The organism is Bradyrhizobium sp. TM239, assembly GCF_036247985.1.
Lineage (GTDB): Bacteria > Pseudomonadota > Alphaproteobacteria > Rhizobiales > Xanthobacteraceae > Bradyrhizobium > Bradyrhizobium ottawaense.
The window spans coordinates 224,685-243,112 of the sequence record NZ_BTIR01000005.1 but is presented as its reverse complement, the minus strand read 5'-3'; the positions used below and the strand labels follow the sequence as shown (position 1 = coordinate 243,112).

General features: G+C 65.6%; 16 protein-coding genes. 6 read left to right on the top strand and 10 right to left on the bottom strand.

Features of this window, described 5'->3' with window-relative positions; translation table 11 throughout:
* Positions 1 to 318: 318 nt before the first annotated feature.
* Positions 319 to 582 (bottom strand): hypothetical protein, encoded by a 264-nt coding sequence (locus tag AABA84_RS09930; protein ID WP_212249733.1) that lies wholly within the window; start codon positions 580 to 582, stop codon positions 319 to 321.
* Between the two features lie 221 nt (positions 583 to 803).
* On the opposite strand from AABA84_RS09930, the gene AABA84_RS09925 reads away from it, so the two are divergent.
* The 4 genes from AABA84_RS09925 to AABA84_RS09910 all read left to right on the top strand — a co-directional run bounded on the left by AABA84_RS09925 (position 804) and on the right by AABA84_RS09910 (position 7,681).
* Complete coding sequence (locus tag AABA84_RS09925; protein ID WP_338311972.1) at positions 804 to 2,051, top strand: SMP-30/gluconolactonase/LRE family protein; 1,248 nt, start codon at positions 804 to 806, stop codon at positions 2,049 to 2,051.
* Positions 2,052 to 2,341: 290 nt separating this feature from the next.
* The gene (locus AABA84_RS09920) at positions 2,342 to 3,526 is read left to right on the top strand and encodes a calcium-binding protein (RefSeq protein WP_338311971.1); all 1,185 of its coding nucleotides are present in this window, start codon (positions 2,342 to 2,344) and stop codon (positions 3,524 to 3,526) included.
* Between the two features lie 167 nt (positions 3,527 to 3,693).
* The gene (gene uvrA / locus AABA84_RS09915; protein WP_338311970.1) at positions 3,694 to 6,204 is read left to right on the top strand and encodes an excinuclease ABC subunit UvrA; all 2,511 of its coding nucleotides are present in this window, start codon (positions 3,694 to 3,696) and stop codon (positions 6,202 to 6,204) included.
* A gap of 166 nt (positions 6,205 to 6,370) precedes the next feature.
* Positions 6,371 to 7,681, top strand: coding sequence for an ABC transporter substrate-binding protein (locus AABA84_RS09910; protein ID WP_338311969.1), 1,311 nt, complete (start codon positions 6,371 to 6,373; stop codon positions 7,679 to 7,681).
* A 63-nt stretch (positions 7,682 to 7,744) separates the two neighbouring features.
* Here the strand turns inward: AABA84_RS09910 and AABA84_RS09905 are convergent, their stop codons facing one another.
* From AABA84_RS09905 to AABA84_RS09865, 9 genes are all read right to left on the bottom strand, one after another.
* On the bottom strand, positions 7,745 to 8,914 hold the full coding sequence (locus AABA84_RS09905) for a Gfo/Idh/MocA family protein (protein WP_338311968.1): 1,170 nt from the start codon (positions 8,912 to 8,914) through the stop codon (positions 7,745 to 7,747).
* A 43-nt stretch (positions 8,915 to 8,957) separates the two neighbouring features.
* Positions 8,958 to 9,269: a septal ring lytic transglycosylase RlpA family protein gene (locus AABA84_RS09900; protein WP_212249743.1), complete on the bottom strand. Its 312-nt coding sequence runs from the start codon at positions 9,267 to 9,269 to the stop codon at positions 8,958 to 8,960.
* Between the two features lie 103 nt (positions 9,270 to 9,372).
* Positions 9,373 to 10,218, bottom strand: coding sequence for a CmcJ/NvfI family oxidoreductase (locus tag AABA84_RS09895; RefSeq protein WP_338311967.1), 846 nt, complete (start codon positions 10,216 to 10,218; stop codon positions 9,373 to 9,375).
* 332 nt (positions 10,219 to 10,550) lie between these two features.
* Positions 10,551 to 11,489 (bottom strand): ABC transporter substrate-binding protein, encoded by a 939-nt coding sequence (locus AABA84_RS09890; protein ID WP_338311966.1) that lies wholly within the window; start codon positions 11,487 to 11,489, stop codon positions 10,551 to 10,553.
* The gene (locus tag AABA84_RS09885) at positions 11,486 to 12,586 is read right to left on the bottom strand and encodes an LLM class flavin-dependent oxidoreductase (RefSeq protein ID WP_212249746.1); all 1,101 of its coding nucleotides are present in this window, start codon (positions 12,584 to 12,586) and stop codon (positions 11,486 to 11,488) included. Before AABA84_RS09885 ends, AABA84_RS09890 begins: the two co-directional genes overlap by 4 nt.
* Before the next feature lie 21 nt (positions 12,587 to 12,607).
* Positions 12,608 to 13,780, bottom strand: coding sequence for an acyl-CoA dehydrogenase family protein (locus AABA84_RS09880; protein WP_338311965.1), 1,173 nt, complete (start codon positions 13,778 to 13,780; stop codon positions 12,608 to 12,610).
* Positions 13,774 to 14,571, bottom strand: coding sequence for an ABC transporter ATP-binding protein (locus tag AABA84_RS09875; RefSeq protein WP_338311964.1), 798 nt, complete (start codon positions 14,569 to 14,571; stop codon positions 13,774 to 13,776). Before AABA84_RS09875 ends, AABA84_RS09880 begins: the two co-directional genes overlap by 7 nt.
* Entirely contained in the window at positions 14,565 to 15,587 is a 1,023-nt protein-coding gene (locus AABA84_RS09870) for an ABC transporter permease (protein ID WP_212249749.1), read from the bottom strand. Before AABA84_RS09870 ends, AABA84_RS09875 begins: the two co-directional genes overlap by 7 nt.
* Positions 15,565 to 16,665: an ABC transporter substrate-binding protein gene (locus AABA84_RS09865; RefSeq protein ID WP_338311963.1), complete on the bottom strand. Its 1,101-nt coding sequence runs from the start codon at positions 16,663 to 16,665 to the stop codon at positions 15,565 to 15,567. Before AABA84_RS09865 ends, AABA84_RS09870 begins: the two co-directional genes overlap by 23 nt.
* A gap of 183 nt (positions 16,666 to 16,848) precedes the next feature.
* On the opposite strand from AABA84_RS09865, the gene AABA84_RS09860 reads away from it, so the two are divergent.
* Both AABA84_RS09860 and AABA84_RS09855 read left to right on the top strand, forming a co-directional pair.
* A complete protein-coding gene (locus AABA84_RS09860; protein ID WP_338311962.1) occupies positions 16,849 to 17,058 on the top strand; it encodes a hypothetical protein in 210 nt (69 codons plus the stop codon).
* Between the two features lie 94 nt (positions 17,059 to 17,152).
* Positions 17,153 to 18,133 carry an ABC transporter substrate-binding protein gene (locus AABA84_RS09855; RefSeq protein ID WP_338311961.1) on the top strand — a complete coding sequence of 327 codons (981 nt, stop codon included), beginning with the start codon at positions 17,153 to 17,155 and terminating at the stop codon, positions 18,131 to 18,133.
* The last annotated feature ends 295 nt before the right edge of the window (positions 18,134 to 18,428 follow it).

Sequence of the window (18,428 nt, the reverse complement as noted above, 5' to 3'; positions counted from 1 at the left end):
CTCGGGCTCACAGGGACTACCCGCCCTGCCCGCGCCTCTCGTGCCGACGCTGCCGCGTCCACCGCAAGCCCGGCTCGCGATGCGTGACGACACAAGATCGCCCCTCTTGGTGAGCCGGGATGGACGACACATACGCCGAAACCGAATTTCGGTAAAGTGGAATATTTTTGTGCGCGTGGATTGACAGCAGGCGACACAGGCACAGTCCCGTAGCCCGGATGGAGCGAAGCACAATCCGGGACAGTGCAAAATGCCGGGCGAGCCGTCCCGGATTACGCTTGCGCTCCATCCGGGCTACGAGAACCTCCAAGCTTCGCCCTATCCCGCGCGGCGGGCGCGGGCTCTGCTTTCCCAGCGGGTCAGCATCTGGCCGAGCTCGCCGGTGACGACAGGGATTGCCGTGATCACGCTCGCGACCTCGTTGGTGTTGGCGGGCGCGTTGGCGGCAAGCCAATCCGGCTCGGAATATTCGCGCCAGCGGCGGGCTTCCGCGCGTCGTTTGCTGGAGATGTGATCACGCGTGAAATAGCCGGCCGCGAACGCGATCCCAAGCAACACGATCAATACGATGACGCCACCCACATTCAACTCCGTGCATCTGACCGGCCGGTTCTTGCGTGGCAATCCGCGCGAAATCATGGCTTCGACACGGCTTTTTCTTCAGCGCATTCGAATATGACGACATTGCGGCTCACAACCGCACGGAAGAATTCTATTCCTCTCGCAACCGGCGGCGGACCGCATTAACCTCCGCTTCCGCTCGGCCGGATCAACCGGCCAGCGAACATCATTGGGAGGACGCGATGACACGCCAAGAGGCTCGTGACCACGCAGCTCATGATCACGAGCAGCGTGAACAGGATGCTGCGCTTTCACGACGAACACTTGTCCGGGGGCTCGCGCTTGGCGCAGCCGCCACCGTCGCCGGCCCCGCGCTGGCGCAGACCGGTCCCGCCGCACCGCCGACCACCATCACCACCCCGCCGCGCGATTTCGGCCCGCACGGCGCGCCCACCACCTATTTCTGGGACCCCGACATCCTCGCGGTCGATCCCTCCTTCAACGACCTGGCGCAGCCCAACACCGCGATCAAGCGTCTCTACACCGGCGTGCTGTGGGCCGAGGGCCCGGCCTGGAGCGCGCAAGGAAGATATCTGCTGTGGAGCGACATTCCCAACAACCGGCAGATGCGCTGGAGCGAGGACGACGGCCGCGTCAGCGTGTTTCGCACGCCGTCCAACAATTCCAACGGCAACTCGTTCGACTTCCAGGGGCGCCAGCTCTCCTGCGAGCACCTGACCCGCCGGGTGACGCGCTACGAGCATGACGGCACCGCCACCGTGCTCTGCGACAATTACAACGGCAAGAAGCTGAACTCGCCGAACGACGTCGTCGCGCATCCCGACGGCAGTTACTGGTTCACCGATCCACCCTATGGCGGTCAACTCTACGAAGGCGAGCCGGACGCGGCGGGCGGTCCGAGCAATGCGGGCGGCAAGCTCAATCCGCGGATCGGACAGCCGGCCGGCTTCCAGCCGGGCAAGCGCGAGCTGCCGACCAATTGCTATCGCATCGACCCCTCGGGCCGCATCGACCTCGTCGTCACCGAGGAGCAGGTGCCCGATCCCAACGGGCTGTGCTTCTCGCCTGATTACAAGAAGCTCTACGTCGCCTCGACCGGCAAAGGGCCGGGCGACAGCGGCCCGGGCGGCAAGGGCGAGATCTTCGTGTTCGACGTCGGAGCTGACAACAAGCTCGCCAACCCCAAGAAGTTCAGCGATTGCGTGATTGACGGCGTGAAGTGCGGGCCGGACGGGGTGCGCTGCGACGTCAACGGCAATGTCTGGGCCTCCAGCAATGCCGGCCGCGCCGTCGGCTACAACGGCGTGACGGTGTGGTCACCGGAGGGCAAGCTGCTCGGCCGCATCCGCCTGCCGGAGGTGTGCGGCAACATCACCTTCGGCGGCCCCAAGCGCAACCGCCTGTTCATGGCCGCGAGCCAGTCGCTCTACGCGGTGTTCACGGCGACGCAAGGCGCAGGGCCCGGCTGAGACGAGGCAAGTCAAAGCAGGGCGCCGGCAATCACCGCCGGCGCCCTGCTGCTTGTCTGCGGCATTATCCGCTGGATCGATGGCCGCAAACATGCCGGCGCACCTGCGTTTCATGACAGCTTGACGACGCGCATCCTCCGATGCGGTTCCTCGGCCGCAATCAAGCTGCATCGCAGGCCAATCTCCGCCATCAAACCAAAGATGATGCGTGACGCGGCAAGGCCGCAGCGCGGTGCGCGGGCATGATGCTCGGCGCGATCCGCGCCTGACATGGACTGGGAGCCTACGCGATGCGCCATATGCCAAACGACACGATCATCGTCAGTGTCGGAAGTGAGGAACTCGTGATCGCGTTCGGAGACCCCGGCCTGCCGGTCGACGGCCGCGGCGGTAACGACATCATGATCGCAACAGTCGATGGCGGACCCAGCAGCCTGCTGTTCGTCGGTGACGAGTCGATCCTGGAGGGCCGATCGCATGGCGGCAACGACCTTCTGGTTGCGACGGTCGAGGGTCGCTTGCCCTATGTGTCTTTTGACGGCGACGCGCAGATCATGTCCGATCAGGCCCATGGCGGTAACGACCTGCTGCACGTCGAGGCCTCGAACACGACCTATGCGAGCGTCTATCTCTCCGGCGACGCCGAGATCGCGATGAGAGACGACGCCAAGGGCGGCAATGACCTCATCACGGCAGAGATGGGCGACAGATCGTATGGCGCGTTCAGCGGCGATTCCGGATCGCTCATGAGCGGCAACGCTGAAGGCGGCAACGACATCGTCAGCGTGGTCCAGGCCGGCGTCTCTGGCAACGCGTCGATATCAGGTGATGCCTTGGTGACCATGACCGGCGATGCACGCGGCGGCAACGACATCCTCATCTACACCGTCGGCGCCGATGCGCGGTCCGGCGGTGCATCGCTCCTCGGCGACAGCGACTACATGAGCGACAATGCCCGCGGCGGGGACGACATCCTGATCGCAGCCGTCGCCGGCAACCCTGACTCGACGTCGATCACCCTGTTCGGCGATGCCTCGAGCATGTCAGGCAGCGCGCATGGCGGCAACGACATCCTCATGGGCAGCGATCGCGGCGACCGGCTGTATGGTGACGCCAACACCTACGCGCCTTCCGCGGCCGGCTCGATCACCGGCGGCCGCGACCTCCTGAACGGCGGGGGCGGCAATGATCAGCTGTGGGGCGGGCCGAACAACGATCTGTTCGTGTTCAACGCCGGCTCGGGCCAGGACGTGATCAACGATTTCGACCAGGGCAACAAGGCGGCCGGCAGCACGGCGCTGGAGCACGATGTGATCAACGTCCACGCTTACGACTTTGCAAGCTGGGCCGAGCTGAAAAGCCTGATCAGCGACGACAGCTCCAGAAATGCGGTGATCCACCTGACCGACAACGACACGATCACGCTGGACGGCATCCACGCCGCCGATCTCAACGCCAGGGATTTCATCGTCTGAGGTGCGGCGAGAGTCCGGTCGGCACCGGCAAGCCAACACATCCAGCAGGGCCCGTCGCGTTTACCGCGGCGGGCCTTCGCTTTGTGCAGAAACCAAAGCCCACGCTGGCACCGGAGGACCCATCCTACGATCTTGTCGTTACCCCCCGTGTGGGTTAGAGGCGCGAGATGGATGATCGACCAAAGCAGACTGAGAGCCTGACCCAGGACGACGGCTTCGTTCACGTCCGGGGCGCGCGCGAGCACAACCTGAGAAACGTCGACGTTCGCATTCCCCGCAACGCCCTCGTCGTGTTCACGGGCGTGTCGGGCTCCGGGAAATCCTCGCTCGCCTTCGGAACGATCTACGCCGAGGCGCAGCGGCGCTATCTGGAGTCGGTGTCGCCCTACGCGCGGCGGCTGTTCCACCAGATGCAAGTCCCTGAAGTCGACGACATCGAAGGCCTGCCGCCCGCCGTTGCGCTCCAGCAGCAACGCGGGGCACCGACGACGCGGTCGTCCGTCGGCAGCGTCACCACCATCTCGAACCTGCTGAGGATGCTCTATTCGCGCGCCGGCGATTACCCGCGGGGACAGCCGATGCTCTATGCGGAAGCGTTCTCGCCGAACACGCCCGAGGGGGCGTGCCCGACCTGCCACGGCATCGGCCGGATGCTCGACGTGACCGAGAAGTCGATGGTGCCCGACGACACCAGGACGATCCGCGAGCGCGCCGTCGCGGCCTGGCCGAGCGCCTGGCAAGGGCAGAACCTCCGGGACATCCTGACGACGCTCGGCTACGACGTGGACAAGCCCTGGCGCGAACTTCCTAAAAAAGACCGCGACTGGATCCTGTTTACGGATGAACAGCCGACCGTGCCGGTTTATGCCGGCTATGACGCTGCCGAGGTCAAGCGCGCCCTGCGCCGCAAGGAGGAGCCGAGCTACCAGGGCACGTTCACCGGCGCCAAGCGCTACGTGATGCAAACCTACGCCAAGTCCGAGAGCGCGATGATGAAGCGCCGCGTCGCGCAATTCATGATCACGCGGGATTGCCCGACCTGCCACGGCACAAGGCTCAAGCCCGAGGCCCTCAAGGTCAGGTTCGCCGGCCTTAACATCGCCGAGATGTCGCACCTGCCGCTCAAGCAATTGCAGGAATTGGTCAAGCCGTTCGCAGAAGCCTCGACAGACAGATCGGAGAAGACCGTCGTCGCCAGGCGGATCTGCGAGGATCTGTCGGCGCGCCTCGCCGTCCTGCTCGACCTCGGCCTCGGCTATCTCGCCTGCGAACGCAGCACGCCGACGCTGTCGCCGGGCGAGTTGCAGCGGCTGCGCCTCGCGACGCAGGTCCGCTCGAACCTGTTCGGCGTCGTCTACGTGCTCGACGAGCCGTCAGCGGGCCTGCATCCCGCCGACACCGAGGCGCTGCTGCGGGCGCTGGACCGACTGAAGCACGCCGGCAACTCGATCTTCGTGGTCGAGCACGAGATCGAGGTGATCAGCCACGCCGATTGGCTGGTGGATGTCGGGCCTGACGCCGGCGACGGCGGCGGGCTCATCCTCTACAGCGGGCCACCGGAAGGGCTCGGTGACATCGCGCAATCGCGAACCGCGCATTACCTCGCACGTCCGCGACAGAAGCTGCCGACGGTGCGCCGCGAGCCGAAGGGACATCTGAAGCTCCGCGGCGTGGTCCGCAACAATTTGCGCGGCCTCGACGTCGACATCCCGCTCGGTGTCATCACCGGCATCACCGGCGTGTCGGGCTCCGGCAAATCGAGCCTGATCAGCCAATTCCTCGTCGATACCGTTGCCGCGCATCTCGGCCATACGCTCGCCACTGACGCCGACGACGACAGCTTGGCCCCAACGGTCGAGACACTGGGCGGCAGGATCGTTGCCGGCCTTGACCAAATCAACCGCCTCGTCGTCGTCGATCAGAAGCCGATCGGCCGCACCCCGCGATCCAATCTTGCGACCTACACCGGCCTGTTCGATCATGTCCGAAAACTGTTCGCGGCAACGCCGCAGGCAAAGTCCCGCCGCTACGATGCCGGACGCTTCTCGTTCAATGTCGCGAAGGGACGATGCGCGACCTGCGAGGGCGAAGGCTTCGTCTGTGTCGAGCTCTTGTTCCTGCCCAGCGTCTACGCGCCCTGCCCGACCTGCAAGGGCGCCCGCTACAACGACAAGACGCTCGAGGTGACAATCCGCGGAAAATCCATCGCGGATGTGCTGGCGATGCGCGTCGACGAAGCCTTCGAGTTCTTCGAGGGCGATGCCGCGCTGAGCCGGTCGCTGTCGGTGGTTCGCGAGGTCGGCCTCGGCTATATCCGCCTCGGCCAGTCCGCCACCGAACTGTCCGGCGGCGAAGCCCAGCGCATCAAGCTGGCGACCGAGCTGATGCGTCCGCAACGCGGCCATACGCTCTATGTCCTGGACGAGCCGACCACCGGTCTGCATCCCCGGGATGTCGAGCGGCTGATCGCGCAGCTGGAGCGGATCGTGGACGCCGGCAACAGCATCGTCGTGGTCGAGCACGATATGGACGTCGTGGCGCACAGCGACTGGATCATCGATCTCGGCCCCGGTGCCGGCGACGAGGGTGGCCGCATCGTCGCATCGGGAACGCCGGACCAGGTTGCCAAGGCCGGCGGAAAAACCGCGCATTATCTGGCGCGGCGCTTGAAGCAGTAGCGCGACGATTGTCGGATGCGGTCGCCTCGCGGTCATTTCGCAATTGCGTTCTATGGCGCTACTGACGGACCCCGACTTTCGCGATGTTGACTTTCCGCCGTCCCGCTCCGCATACTTCGCGAAAAGATAACAACCAATCATAAGACGGTTTTTGAGGGAGGATAGGATGCCGACTTCACGCAGGCAGCTGCTGAAGGGTACGGCGGCTGCCGCCGCCACACTCAGCCTCGATTGGACCAGGGCCCAGGCGCAGGCCGAGAATTTGCGGATCGGCCTGATCTACGACCTCACCGGCCCGTTCGCTGCCGGCGGCTCGGTCGCCTCCTCGGTCGGCGCGCAGATCGCCATCGACCTCGTCAACGAGAAGGGCGGCATCGGCGGCAAGACCAAGATCGTGCCGGTCGCGGCGGATTCCCAGAGCAAGGCCGACGTCGCCATCAACGAGGCCGAGCGGCTGATCAGCCAGGAGAAGATCGACATCATCAACGGCGTCTATTCCAGCGCGCATGCGGTGCCGATGGCGGCGAAGGTCGAGCAGCAGAAGAAGATCCTCTGGATCACGACCGCGGTCTCGACCGCCGTGTTCAAGGACAAGAACCTGCAATACGTGTTTCGCGCGCAGATCCATTCCGACCAGTACGGCCAGGCCTTCGCCGGCTTCATCGCCGAGCATGCGCAAGGCAAGCTCGGCATGGAGGCAAAGGACGTCAAGGTCGCGCTGATCCACGAGGACGGCCCCTATGGCGTCGGCGTCGCCGCTGCCGACGAGGCCTATGCCAAGCAGGCCGGCATCCAGGTGGCGATGCGCGAGGGCTATTCGGCGTCCGCGCCCGACCTCTCGGTGCTCGTCACCAAGCTCAAGCGGGCCAAGGTCGATGTGATCTCGCATGCCGGCTACAACCCCGACATCACCCTGTTCCTGCGTCAGGCCCGCGAGAGCGGATTGCGCTTCAAGATGCTGTTCGGGGCCGGCGCCGGCTACAGCCAGCTCGACAAGCTGCGCGCCACCTTCGGTCCCGACATCGACAATTTCTGCAACATCGACCCGGTGCCGGCGCAGCTGCTCGATGCGGCAAAGCTCGCGCCGGGCATGGGTGAGCTGATCAAGACCATGGTCTCGCGCTACCAGACCAAGACCGGCGCCACCGACGTGCCGCCGCACTGCTCGATGGGCTTCAACCAGACCTGGGTGCTGCTCAACAACGTGCTGCCGGTGGCCAAGGAGAAGTACGGCAGCTTCGAGCCCGAAGCCATCCGCAAGGCGGCGCTCGACGTCGACATCCCCGCCGGCGGCACCATCCAGGGCTATGGCGTGAAATTCTTCCCGCCGGGCACGCCGCTGTCCGGCCAGAACGAACGCTCGACCCCGGTGGTGATGCAGAACGCGGGCGAGCACATCTCGGTGGTGTGGCCGACCAACATCCGGACGCAAGACCCGGTGTTCCCGCTGCCGAAGGGCTCGACCTACGGGGCGTAGGCACTTCGCCTCTCCCCGCTTGCGGGGAGAGGGAGCACACCTCCGCTGCGGTGATGAGCTGCTTCACAACACCACCCGTCGCCCCTCCTCCGCGGCCCAGTACCCGGCGTAGTTCACCTTGATCGTCTCATAGGCGAGCGCGAGGTCGGACAGCGGCTGCCGCCCGCTCGCGACGCATTCCATGAAGTCCTGGATCTCCTGCAAATAGCCGCGCGTCCATTCCTCCTCGAGGCAGACATATTGCCAGCCGGTCTTGCGGTCGACTTTTTCGGTGATGTAGACGCTGGCGAGCTTCTCCTCGGAGGTCTGGTAGCTCATCAGATGAGTGTTCGGGGTGATGTTGGCGAACAGCGAGCCGCCGGACGTGTAGGTCTCGACCAGATTGCGCACGCCGCCCATGATCATGTCGCCGGAGAACACGGTGGCCTTGGTGCCGTCCGAGAACGTCGCTGTCAGCGTGCCCCAGTCCTCGACATCGACGGGATTGGCCTTGATGGTGGTGCGCTCCTCCGGCTTGAGGCCGGCTGTGACGTTGCCGACATCGCCGGTGACGCTGGCCACGCGGATGCTCTCGCCGCGCGCCTTGGCTTCGACCTGCTTCAGGTACAGCACGGCCGAGAGCGGATGACAGCCCATGCGGATCAGCGAGCCGCCGCCGGTCATCGCCCATTGCGCGGCATGGGCCGCGTGCGAGCCGGAATGGCTCTCCTCGCCCTTCATGAACAGGATCTTGTCCTTCGTCGCCCTGATGATCTCCGCGGTCTTGGTCACCGCGGGCGCATAGATCCAGTCCTCGGCATACATGAAGAGCTTTCCGCTGCGCTCGATCGCGGCGCGCGTCTTGTCCATCTCCTCCAGCACGCGCTCATACATCAGCGCCTTCGGCACGCGCTTGCCGATCGGCGGCTGGTCGCCGTCGCGGCCGAAATAGCCGGCGAACGGCTTTTCGCAGATCACGTGCTTGCCGGCCTGCATCGCCGCGACGATCATTTCGGCATGAAGATTCGGCGGCGTGCAGATGTCGACGACGTCGATCTCGCGGTCGGCGATCAAATCGGCAAAGCTGCGATAAACCCGCGGGATGGTGTGACGGCCGGCGAATTCGACGACGCGGTCGCCGCGCGCGGCCACCGCCGCGACTTCGACGTCCACGCCATAGACGCGCCGGAACGCATACATGTGCAGCTCCGACACGAAGCCGCAGCCGACGAGTCCTACCCTGATCCCAGCCATAGCGCCCCCTTGCTTTGGGCGGCACTATAGCGCGCTGGCCGGCCTATTCCACGGAGACCCGCACCACGCCGGCACTCATCATGCCGAGCGCCCGGGCAGCCGGCACCGAGAGATCGACGATACGGCCGCGGATGAACGGGCCGCGATCGTTGACGCGACACTGGATCGTGCGGCTGCCATAGGAGACCCTCAGCACGCTGCCGAACGGGCGCGTCCGATGCGCGCAGGTGAGCTCGCCCTTGCCGGCTTTTCCGTAGCCGTAATAGGAGGCGAGCCCGCTTTCGGCATGGGCAACAGAAAATGGTGAAAACGAGAAAGTAGCGAGACAAAACAATAGCGTCGGCTGCGCGCGCACGGCACCGCTCCGGGTTGGCCCAGACCCGTCGCGCAAACGCCAGTTTGTTCCCTTCAGTTCCTGGAACTGCCGGGACGGATCCCGGCAGCGCCATCACACATTGTTACTGTTTGTGAAAAACCAGCGTGCGCACCTCGATGCTTTCACGCGGCGCGGCGTCCAGCGGCGTGGTCGGATCGACGAAGGCGGTGTGCGGCCCGAAGCGGGTGCGGCCGTCGGTTGCGGAATCGTAGCATTTGAGCAGCAGCGCCTCGTCCGGTGTCATCTCCGGGAAATAGAACCAGCGATGATCGGGATTGTATTTCACCGAATAGGTCTCGCCGCGGCGGTTGGGATAGATCAGGTCTGACGCCACGAGATCGTCGGGCGCAACCGTGGTGCCGTCGGCCATGGCGAGCGGTGAATCGCGCAACGGACCGCGGATCGGACGCCAGAGGTTGATCACCTGGACGCGGCCCTTCAGCAGCCCTTCGGCTTCGTCAGGCAGATGCTCGCGCACCCGGTTGGCGCCGGAGATGGCGGTCTGGTCGACATGGACGCGTGTCGCCGGCTGGCGCGGGCCACCGCCGCGGATGTCGGCCGCGCCCTCGACGCGCTTGCGCACGGTATGGTCGAAGATGACGACGCGGTCGGCCTTCAGCGTCGCGCGCAGGAACGCCTCGACGGCGGGATAGTAGACCGCCCTCACCTCTGCGTCGTCGTAGAAATGCTTCACCTGGGTCGGATGGCGCACCAGCGCAAAGCCTTCGCGATCGAGCGAGAAACTGTTCGCGATCAGGCGCGCATCGAAGATCGGCACCTGATGTGGCTCCGGCAGCGACGTGCTCTTGGGCTCACCGGGCGGCGGATCGAAGGCGTAGGTGCGCGGCTTGCCGGATGTCGGCGCGAGATAGTTGAGCTCGGCAGTGACGAAGGGAAGCGATTCGATTCTTGTTTCTTGCAGGCCCATGGCCGGTCTCCCGATGTGGTCGTCGGATTGATTTTTGAGGGCGCGCGACGTGGCACAAGAGGTGCGGTGCAAATAGCAATGAGGGTGTTGTCGGGAGCGACGAATGCAGAAGGAACGTGTCGCGCAAGATGATTGCGCTGGAATGGGTTCTTCCTGCTTCACGGATGCTTGAGTGTTAGTGATATCCCGTGCCCCGGACGCAGCGCAGCGCTCCTTCAGCGGTGCGCTGCTGAGCCGGGGCCCATCTCTCCGAGAGCATCCTGCGTGGTATGGGTCCCGGCTCTGCGGAGCAGCGTTGCACGCTGCATCGCGTCCGGGACACGTGGACTTCGTTACAGCCCCGTCTTCGCAATCGCATCCGCGAACGAGCGGTCGACGATCTCGGCGGCATCGAGCTTCTGCTTGATCAGGCCCCAGCGGAAATAGAGGTCGATGGTGCCCTGCTCGTCCGCGACGACGCCGTCGTCGATCGGCGCGATGCGGATTCTTGCGCGCGAGAGCCAGTTCTGCGGCACGGCGACCGGAATGTTCATCAGCCTGCCCCAGGTCGCGGCATAGCTGTCGACATTGCTCAGCGACCATGCGCGCGCCGCGGTGAGGCGGCGGATGAAGTCCGTCAGCTCGGCGCGCTTGTCCCTGATCGCGTCAGGCCGCGCCACCTGGAAGCTGAGGCCCGGCGTCAGGCCTTCCGAGGTGATGATGCGCCGCGATTTGAACAGCACCTCCTCCTGGCTGACATAGGGCTCCCAGGTCGACCATGCGTCGACCGAACCCTGCGTGTAGGCGATCTTGGCATCCGAGGGCGCCAGGAACGCGATCTGCACGTCGCTCGCGCTCCAGCCGTTCTTCTCCAGCGCCGCGAGGATCAATTGATGGCCGATCGAGCCGCGGCCGGTTGCGATCTTCTTCCCCCGCAAATCGGCAAAGCTCTTGATCGGCGACGTCTCCGGCACGAGGATCGCGAGCCCCTCGCGCGTCTGCCGGATGGCGGCGATCGCCTTCACCGGCGCGCCCGAGGCGGCGGCGAAGGTGAAGGGCGCGTCGCCAACGAGCCCGGTCTCGATCGCGCCCGCGCTGAGCGCCTCCAGCAGCGGGGCTGCCGCCGGAAACTCCTTCCACTCGATCTTGTAAGGAACGTCCTTGAGCACGCCGGCCGCTTCCATCACGGCCTGCGAATTGCCCTTCTGGTCGCCGACGCGCAAAGTGGTTTGCGCTGCCGTCAGCTCGAACGAGCCGAACAGCAGCGCGCCGGCCAGCATGAGACGGATCATTCCGCGGCCTCGCCGCGCACGGCCTGGCGCCTGGCGACCAGCTCTCGCGTCAGCGGGATCAGCTCACGACCATACTCGATCGCGTCGATCAAGGGATCGAAGCCGCGGATCAGGAAATGGCTGATGCCGAGGTCGTAATAATCGCCGAAGACTTCGGCGACCTGCTCGGGCGTGCCGACCAGCGCCGTGGTGTTGCTGTTGGCACCAGTGAGCTTTGCGATCTCGGTCCAGAGCCGCTTGTCGATCCGGCTGCCCTGGTCAGCGAGCGCGAGCAGGCGCCGCGCGCCGGCGGTGGCGTGGCCATCGGCGGGCTTGCGGTAGCCGGTCTTGTCCTGCAGCGCGGTGGCCCGCGCCAGGATCTCCTCCGCCTTTTCCCAGGCCTGCTTCTCGGTGGGGGCAATGATCGGCCGCACCGACAGGCTGAAGCGCGGCGTCGGCCGCCCCTGCCTGACAGCGGCGTTGTGGACGCGCGAGGTGACGTCCCGCACTTGCGCGTAGGATTCGCCCCACAGTGCAAAGGTGTCGGCGTGCTTGCCGGCGACGTCGATGGCCGCATCCGAGGCGCCGCCGAAATAGACGCGGATGCCCTCGGGCCGATACGGCTTCACCTGCGAGAAGGCGTTCTCGACCTGATAGTACCTGCCCTTGTAGGTGAACGGCTTGTCGCTGGTCCATTCCAGCTTCAGAATGTCGAGGAACTCGGACGTGCGGGCGTAGCGCTCGTCCTTGTCGTCGAGCGTGTTGCCGTCCTGCCTGAGCTCGGTGGCATTGCCGCCGGTGATGACGTGCAGCGCGACGCGGCCGCGCGAAAACTGGTCGAGCACGGCGAACTGCCGCGCCAGCAGCGTCGGGGCGGTGAAGCCGGGCCGCTGCGCGATCAGCACGTTGAGGCGGGAGGTCGCGCCAAGAACGTGCTGCGCCACCTGGAGCGCGTCCGGCGAGGTGGAATGAAATGCCAGCAGCGCGCGATCGAAGCCGGCATTCTCGTGCGCCTTCGCCACCGTCTCGATGTGGGTGGGATTGAGCACCGGTCCCTCGCGGACGACGGTCTCGGACGAATTGTTGTTGCTGATGAAGCCGATGAACTCGATCGACATGATCGTCTCCCTGTTGATCTCTTAGAGCCCGAGCGCAGCGCGGCCGAGGCCGATGCGCGTGGAATCGTCCTGCGGCGTGTGCACGCGCCCGCACAGCACGTCGCGATAGTGCCGTTCCAGCGGATTGGCGCGAGACAGGCCATGATTGCCGGTGAGCGACAGAGCATCCTCGACCACGGCGATCGCGTTGTTGGTGACGGTGAGCTTGATGACGTTGGATTCGCCGGCCGAGAGTCCAACGCCGTCGTCGAAATCACCGGCGAAGGAGGCGATCAGCCGCGCATTGACCGCGAGCCTGGCTTCGATGGCGCCGAGGATCTCCTGTGCGCGGGCCAAGGTCGCCAGCGGCGCACCGAGGCTGGCGGGAACGCGCTGCTTCAGAAACGTGATCAACCAGTCGCGCGCGGCGCGGGCAACGCCGTCATAGATCGCCGCGACGAAGACCGTGTGGACCGTCGCCTGCGTGATATCGAGCGTCCGCCAGTCCGCCGGCTTGCGGACGTCGACCTCGGCATCGAGCGGGATCACGACGTCGTCGAAGATGACGTCATGGCTGCCGCTGGCGCGCAGGCCGTGATGGTCCCAGGTCTCGACGATGCGCGTGCCCGGCAGGCCCGCCGGCACCAGGAACTGCCCGACGCGCGGCTCGGCTTCATCGGTCCGCGCCCAGACCAGATACCATTTCAGGATCGGCGAGCCCGTCGAATAGGTCTTGTGGCCGGAGAGGCGCCAGCCGGTCTCGGTGCGCCGCGCGATCGTCGCCGGCAGGCCGCCGCGCGCCGGCGAGCCCAGATCGGGCTCGACCCGCAGCGCATTGACCAGCGCAAGGCCCTCGACGCTCTCGCGCGCAAGCTTGCGCGACAGCCGCGCCGGCCAGGTCGGGCTGCGCGCCATCACGAGATGATTGATGTAGTGCATCGACAGCACCAGCGCGGTCGACGGGTCGGCCTTGCCGATGATGCCGATGACGCGCGCGGTGTAGCGCGCACCGGCGCCGGCACCGCCATGGATTGCCGGCACCATCAGCGACAGCAAACCCGCTTCGGACAGCTCGCGAAAATTCTCGAAGGGGAAGCTGCCGGTGCGGTCATGCCCGGCCGCGCGTGCCGCGAAACCTTCGGCCAATGCTTCGGCACGCGCGATGTAGTCGGGCTCGCTATGGGCCGTGCGCCCCTTGGCTGCGGATGTCACCATGTGGCGTCCAGCCCCAGCAGGCCGAGGATCTGGCGGCGCAGATCGGCGAGATAGGGATCGCCGCGATGGCGCGGATAGGGCCGGTCGACACGGATGTCGGCCTTCACGCGTGCGGGACGATCGCTGAAGACGATGACGCGGTTGGCGAGCACGAGGGCTTCCTCGGCGTCATGGGTCACGAGCAGCGTGGTAAAACCCTTGCGCTGCCAGAGCGAGACGAGCTCGGCCTGCATGGTGATGCGGGTGAGCGAGTCGAGCTTTCCCAGCGGCTCGTCGAGGATCAGGATCTTGGGATCGTTGACCAGCGCACGCGCCAGCGCGACACGCTGCGCCATGCCGCCGGAGAGCTGGTGCGGATAGGCGTTGCGGAACGACGCCAGTCCGACCAGATCGAGCGCGGCATCGACACGATGACGCTGGCTCTTGAGAATGCCCTGGGCCTCGAGGCCCAGGGCGACGTTGTCCCAGACCGACCGCCAGGGAAACAGCGTCGGATCCTGGAACACGACCACGCGCGAGGGATGCGGGCTCCTGATGCGCTCCTCGTCCTCGCGCAATCGTCCCGCCTTGGGCTTGTCGAGGCCGGCGACGAGCCGCAGCAAGGTCGACTTGCCGCAACCGGAGGGACCGAGCAACGCGACGAACTCGCCCGGCTCCACGGAAATGCTGACGTCGCTGAGAACAGGCAGCTCAGTGCCATCGATGTCGAAGGCGTGACTGACCTGCTCGATGTCGAGCGCGGCGCCGGCGGCCGGATGCGTGACCGCTTCAGCCAAAGCTGCGGCTACCATTTCACAGTCCCCTTCTGCCAGACCAAGAGACGATCGCGGATCGCAAACAGCAACGTGATCGCGCCGGAGCAGAGCAGCGACATCACGATCAGCGCCGCATACATGTTGGCGTAGGCCGCCCAGCCCTGCGCCCATTGCAGGTACCAGCCGAGCCCGGCCTTGACGCCGATCATCTCGGCAACGACGAGCACGGCGAAGGACGAGCCGAGCCCCATGAACAGGCCGACGAACACGTGCGGCAACGCCGCGGGGATCGCGACCTTCAGCACCAGGAAGGACGGCTTGGCGCCGAGCGTGCGCGCGACGTCGTAATAGGCATTGCTGACGCTCGCGACACCCGACCAGGTCAGCACCGTGACGGGAAAGCCCGTGGCCAGCGCGATCAGGAAGGTCGAGGCGCTCCAGCTCGACGGGAAGGTGAAGAAGGCGATCGGCAGCCAGGCCGTTGCCGGCAGCGGGCCGATGAAGCGCAGCACCGGATGCACCCAATAGCCGACCGCGCGCGACCAGCCGATCGAGACGCCGGTCAGGAAGCCGACCGTGGCCCCGATCAGATAGCCGCCGAGCTGAAGCTTGACCGAGGCGAAGACGCTGTCGAGCAGCTTTGGCAAATCGTCGGTATAGACCTCGATGATCGATTGCGGCGGCGGGAAGAACGGCAGCGGCAGCCAGGCGAACTTTGCCGTCGCGACCTCCCACAGCGTCAGGAAGGCGCCGAGCGCGACCAGCCAGGGTGCGCGCTTATGCAGGGCCCTGCCCGCCGATCCCAGATAGTCGGCACCGACGGTTCCGAACAGCGCGATGGCCGCGATGACGAAGGCGGCGATGCCGAGCGAATGCGTGCGCGACCAGTCGCCGACATCCGCCCACCACAGGCAGGACAGGCCGAAGGCGGTCCAGGCGATGCTGGCGAGCACGCCGACGCCGGATTCCCTCGCCCAGCTCGCCAGCAGCGGCGTGCGGGAAAGACGCGGCGCGCCGGAGGCGAGTCCGTCAGACAGCGAATACGTCGACATAGATGCGCTCCGCGAATTTGGCCGTGTCGGTGCTCGGCTTGAAGACCTGCACGCTCTTGAGATCGTCGGCATAGGCCTTGAGCTCGCGCTTCAACACGTCGCCGACGGGATGATGATGGTGGGTGTGGTAGCGCACCATGCCCTCGATATCGGCGAGCGTGGCCGCCTTCGGCGCGTAGGGCTGGAACGACTTTGCCGCAATCGTCGAATTCTGCGAGGTGAACATCGCGGCATCGAGCAGCGCTTGCGTGATGGCGCGCGCGACCTGCGGCTCCTCCCGCACCAGGCTGCCGCGCAGGCCGAGGATGCAGCAGCTCTTTTCGCGGAATTCGCCGTCGAGATTGGACGCGACCTCCTTGTACTGGGTGTCCTTGAGCCAGAGATAAGCGAGCGGATCAGACGACAGGAACGCCTGCACCTCGCCCTTCTCCACGGCGACGTTGAGGAGGTTGCCGGGATAGGCGCGCCAGTCGACGTCCTTGACCGGATCGATGCCGAGCTTGGCGAGCTGGATCGAGAAGAAGTTCTTGTCGGGGCCGGCGAGATCGCCGACCGCGACGGTCTTGCCCTTGAGATCAGCGAGCTTGCTCACGTTGGAGTCGGTGCGCGACAGCACGCGCATGCAGCCGCCATGGGTGCCGGCGGCGATCTTGACGTCAAAGCCCTGCTCCAGCGGCTTCAGCCAGCGCAGCGCCATGCCAAGGCCGGCATCGCTCTTTCCGGTCGCGATCGCCTCGAGCAGTTGATCGGTCGAGCCGGAATAGTTGACGAGCTCGACGTCGAGATTGTGCTTCTGGAAGAAGCCATGCTCGATCGCAACAGGCACGGGCGCGAGGCAGACGGCGCCGGCATTCCACGACAGTTTCAGCTTGCGCGGCGCGCCGGTGAGCGCGGGCGCGTCGGACGCCGTCCGGCACAGTGGAAACTCCGAGAAGTCGATGCCGGATGCAATCCCGCGCGGCACAAAAGCCTGCGCGCCCAGCGCGCCGAGCGGCGCGGCGAAAGCTGCCGCAAGCCCCGCCTGGAGCAGATGGCGCCGATCGAGACCCCGTCCGCCGCGCTTGTCGTCGTTGTTCATCAGTCCCCACTCCTGCGCTGGCACGGCTCCGCCGTCGGCGCAACGCTTCACGTTGCGCATGTTCCGTGCGGAGCTGCGTTAAGAGAAAATTGTTCCGTCAGCGCTTGTCGCGCCGCGTTGATGCGATGCGCAAATCATGCGGCGCGCCCGCCGCATCGTCAATGAAATGGAATTTCGAATGTGATGCGAAGCGAGGTCATTCTCTCCATCGGCGCGCGCGGGAACGATGAAACGATTTTCGTGAATGCGGTTGCTCCCGACGATCGCCACGAGCGCGCATCTGCTTCAATTCCGCGCATCCTTCTCTCGCAAGACCATCGTGTTCTCACGCGCCGGGATTCGATGAAACGTCCTTGCCTGATGCACGCGCAATACGAACGGCCATTTCATTGACTGCACTTCGCCCGGTCATAGACTTGATCGTCTCGCTGCATCGCTCGCTCACGCGTCGTGAGCCAAGTCACAAGCAGGCAGCAAGACAGGCTACATGAGCATCAACTCCCACGATCATTCCATCACCCGCCGGCTCGCCGCTTCGCTGTTCGCCGCCGCCATCACGCTGTCGACGGCTGCCGCGTCGTTTGCCGCGGACACCGTCGTGCTGCGCGTCGGCGACCAGAAGGGCGGCAACCGCTCGCTGCTCGAGATCTCCGGTTATGCGAAGGACCTGCCCTACAGGATCGAATGGTCGGAATTCCCCGCGGCGGCGCCGATCCTGGAAGCGCTCAACGCCGGCGCGCTCGACGTCGGCTACACCGGCGATCTCTCCTTCCTCTCGGTCTACGCCGCCGGCGCGCCGATCAAGGCGATCGGCGGCACCAGGTCGGATGCGAAGACGCAAGCCATCCTGGTGCGCCAGGACTCGCCGATCAAATCGGCCGCCGACCTCAAGGGCAAGCGCCTCGCCGGCACGCGCGGCGGCTGGGGCCAGTTCCTGATCGACGCGACGCTGGAGAAGGCGCAGATCAAGCTCGAGGACGCGACCTTCGCGCCGCTCGGCCCGGTCGATGCCAAGATCGCGCTGGTCGCCGGCTCGATCGACGCCTGGGCGGTGTGGGAGCCCTACGTCTCGTTCGCCACGCTGAAGGACAAGGCGCGGGTGATCGCCGACGGCGAAGGCCTGACGCCGACCATCACCTTCATCGTCGCCTCCGACAACGCCATCGCCACCAAGCGCGCGGCGGTGCAGGACCTGGTGCAGCGGCTGAACAAGGCGCGTCTGTGGTCGCTGGATCACGTCTCCGAATATGCCAAGAACACCGCCGAGCTGACCAAATTGCCGGAGGACGTGCTGCTGTCTGCCTATACTGCGCAGCGCACCAGCCCGATCGTGATCGACGAGAACGTGGTGAAGGAAGTGCAGGAAGCCTCCGACCGCTCGACGCGTTACGGCATCCTGCCCAAGAAGCTCGACGTCAGCAAAGCCGTTGACCGCAGCCTCACCGCCGCGGCCGCCGGATCGAATTAACTCCCCAATGGATGACACTTAACACCCCAACATAGATGCGTTCCCTCCCCCCTTGTGGGGGAGGGCTAGGGAGGGGGGTAGTCCAGGAAGAGGTGCGAGTGATGACGCACAGAGGATGGGAGCGCGAGGGAAAGAATCCCGGTGTGGCACCCCCCTCCCTGCCCCTCCCCCACAAGGGGGGAGGGAATGGAGAGAGCGCTGCTGTTGTCCGAACTCAATTCGACTTCAATCCTTCGCACTCAGAATGGAGACGGCCTCGCCTCAAGGCCGGCCCGCTGCATCTCGCCGCGATCGT

Coding starts and splice junctions, on each gene's coding strand:
- AABA84_RS09925 (WP_338311972.1), top strand. CDS start 804: ATGACACGCCAAGAGGCTCGTGACCACGCAGCTCATGATCACGAGCAG.
- AABA84_RS09920 (WP_338311971.1), top strand. CDS start 2,342: ATGCGCCATATGCCAAACGACACGATCATCGTCAGTGTCGGAAGTGAG.
- uvrA (WP_338311970.1), top strand. CDS start 3,694: ATGGATGATCGACCAAAGCAGACTGAGAGCCTGACCCAGGACGACGGC.
- AABA84_RS09910 (WP_338311969.1), top strand. CDS start 6,371: ATGCCGACTTCACGCAGGCAGCTGCTGAAGGGTACGGCGGCTGCCGCC.
- AABA84_RS09905 (WP_338311968.1), bottom strand. CDS start 8,914: ATGGCTGGGATCAGGGTAGGACTCGTCGGCTGCGGCTTCGTGTCGGAG.
- AABA84_RS09895 (WP_338311967.1), bottom strand. CDS start 10,218: ATGGGCCTGCAAGAAACAAGAATCGAATCGCTTCCCTTCGTCACTGCC.
- AABA84_RS09890 (WP_338311966.1), bottom strand. CDS start 11,489: ATGATCCGTCTCATGCTGGCCGGCGCGCTGCTGTTCGGCTCGTTCGAG.
- AABA84_RS09885 (WP_212249746.1), bottom strand. CDS start 12,586: ATGTCGATCGAGTTCATCGGCTTCATCAGCAACAACAATTCGTCCGAG.
- AABA84_RS09880 (WP_338311965.1), bottom strand. CDS start 13,780: ATGGTGACATCCGCAGCCAAGGGGCGCACGGCCCATAGCGAGCCCGAC.
- AABA84_RS09875 (WP_338311964.1), bottom strand. CDS start 14,571: ATGGTAGCCGCAGCTTTGGCTGAAGCGGTCACGCATCCGGCCGCCGGC.
- AABA84_RS09870 (WP_212249749.1), bottom strand. CDS start 15,587: ATGTCGACGTATTCGCTGTCTGACGGACTCGCCTCCGGCGCGCCGCGT.
- AABA84_RS09865 (WP_338311963.1), bottom strand. CDS start 16,665: ATGAACAACGACGACAAGCGCGGCGGACGGGGTCTCGATCGGCGCCAT.
- AABA84_RS09860 (WP_338311962.1), top strand. CDS start 16,849: ATGCGAAGCGAGGTCATTCTCTCCATCGGCGCGCGCGGGAACGATGAA.
- AABA84_RS09855 (WP_338311961.1), top strand. CDS start 17,153: ATGAGCATCAACTCCCACGATCATTCCATCACCCGCCGGCTCGCCGCT.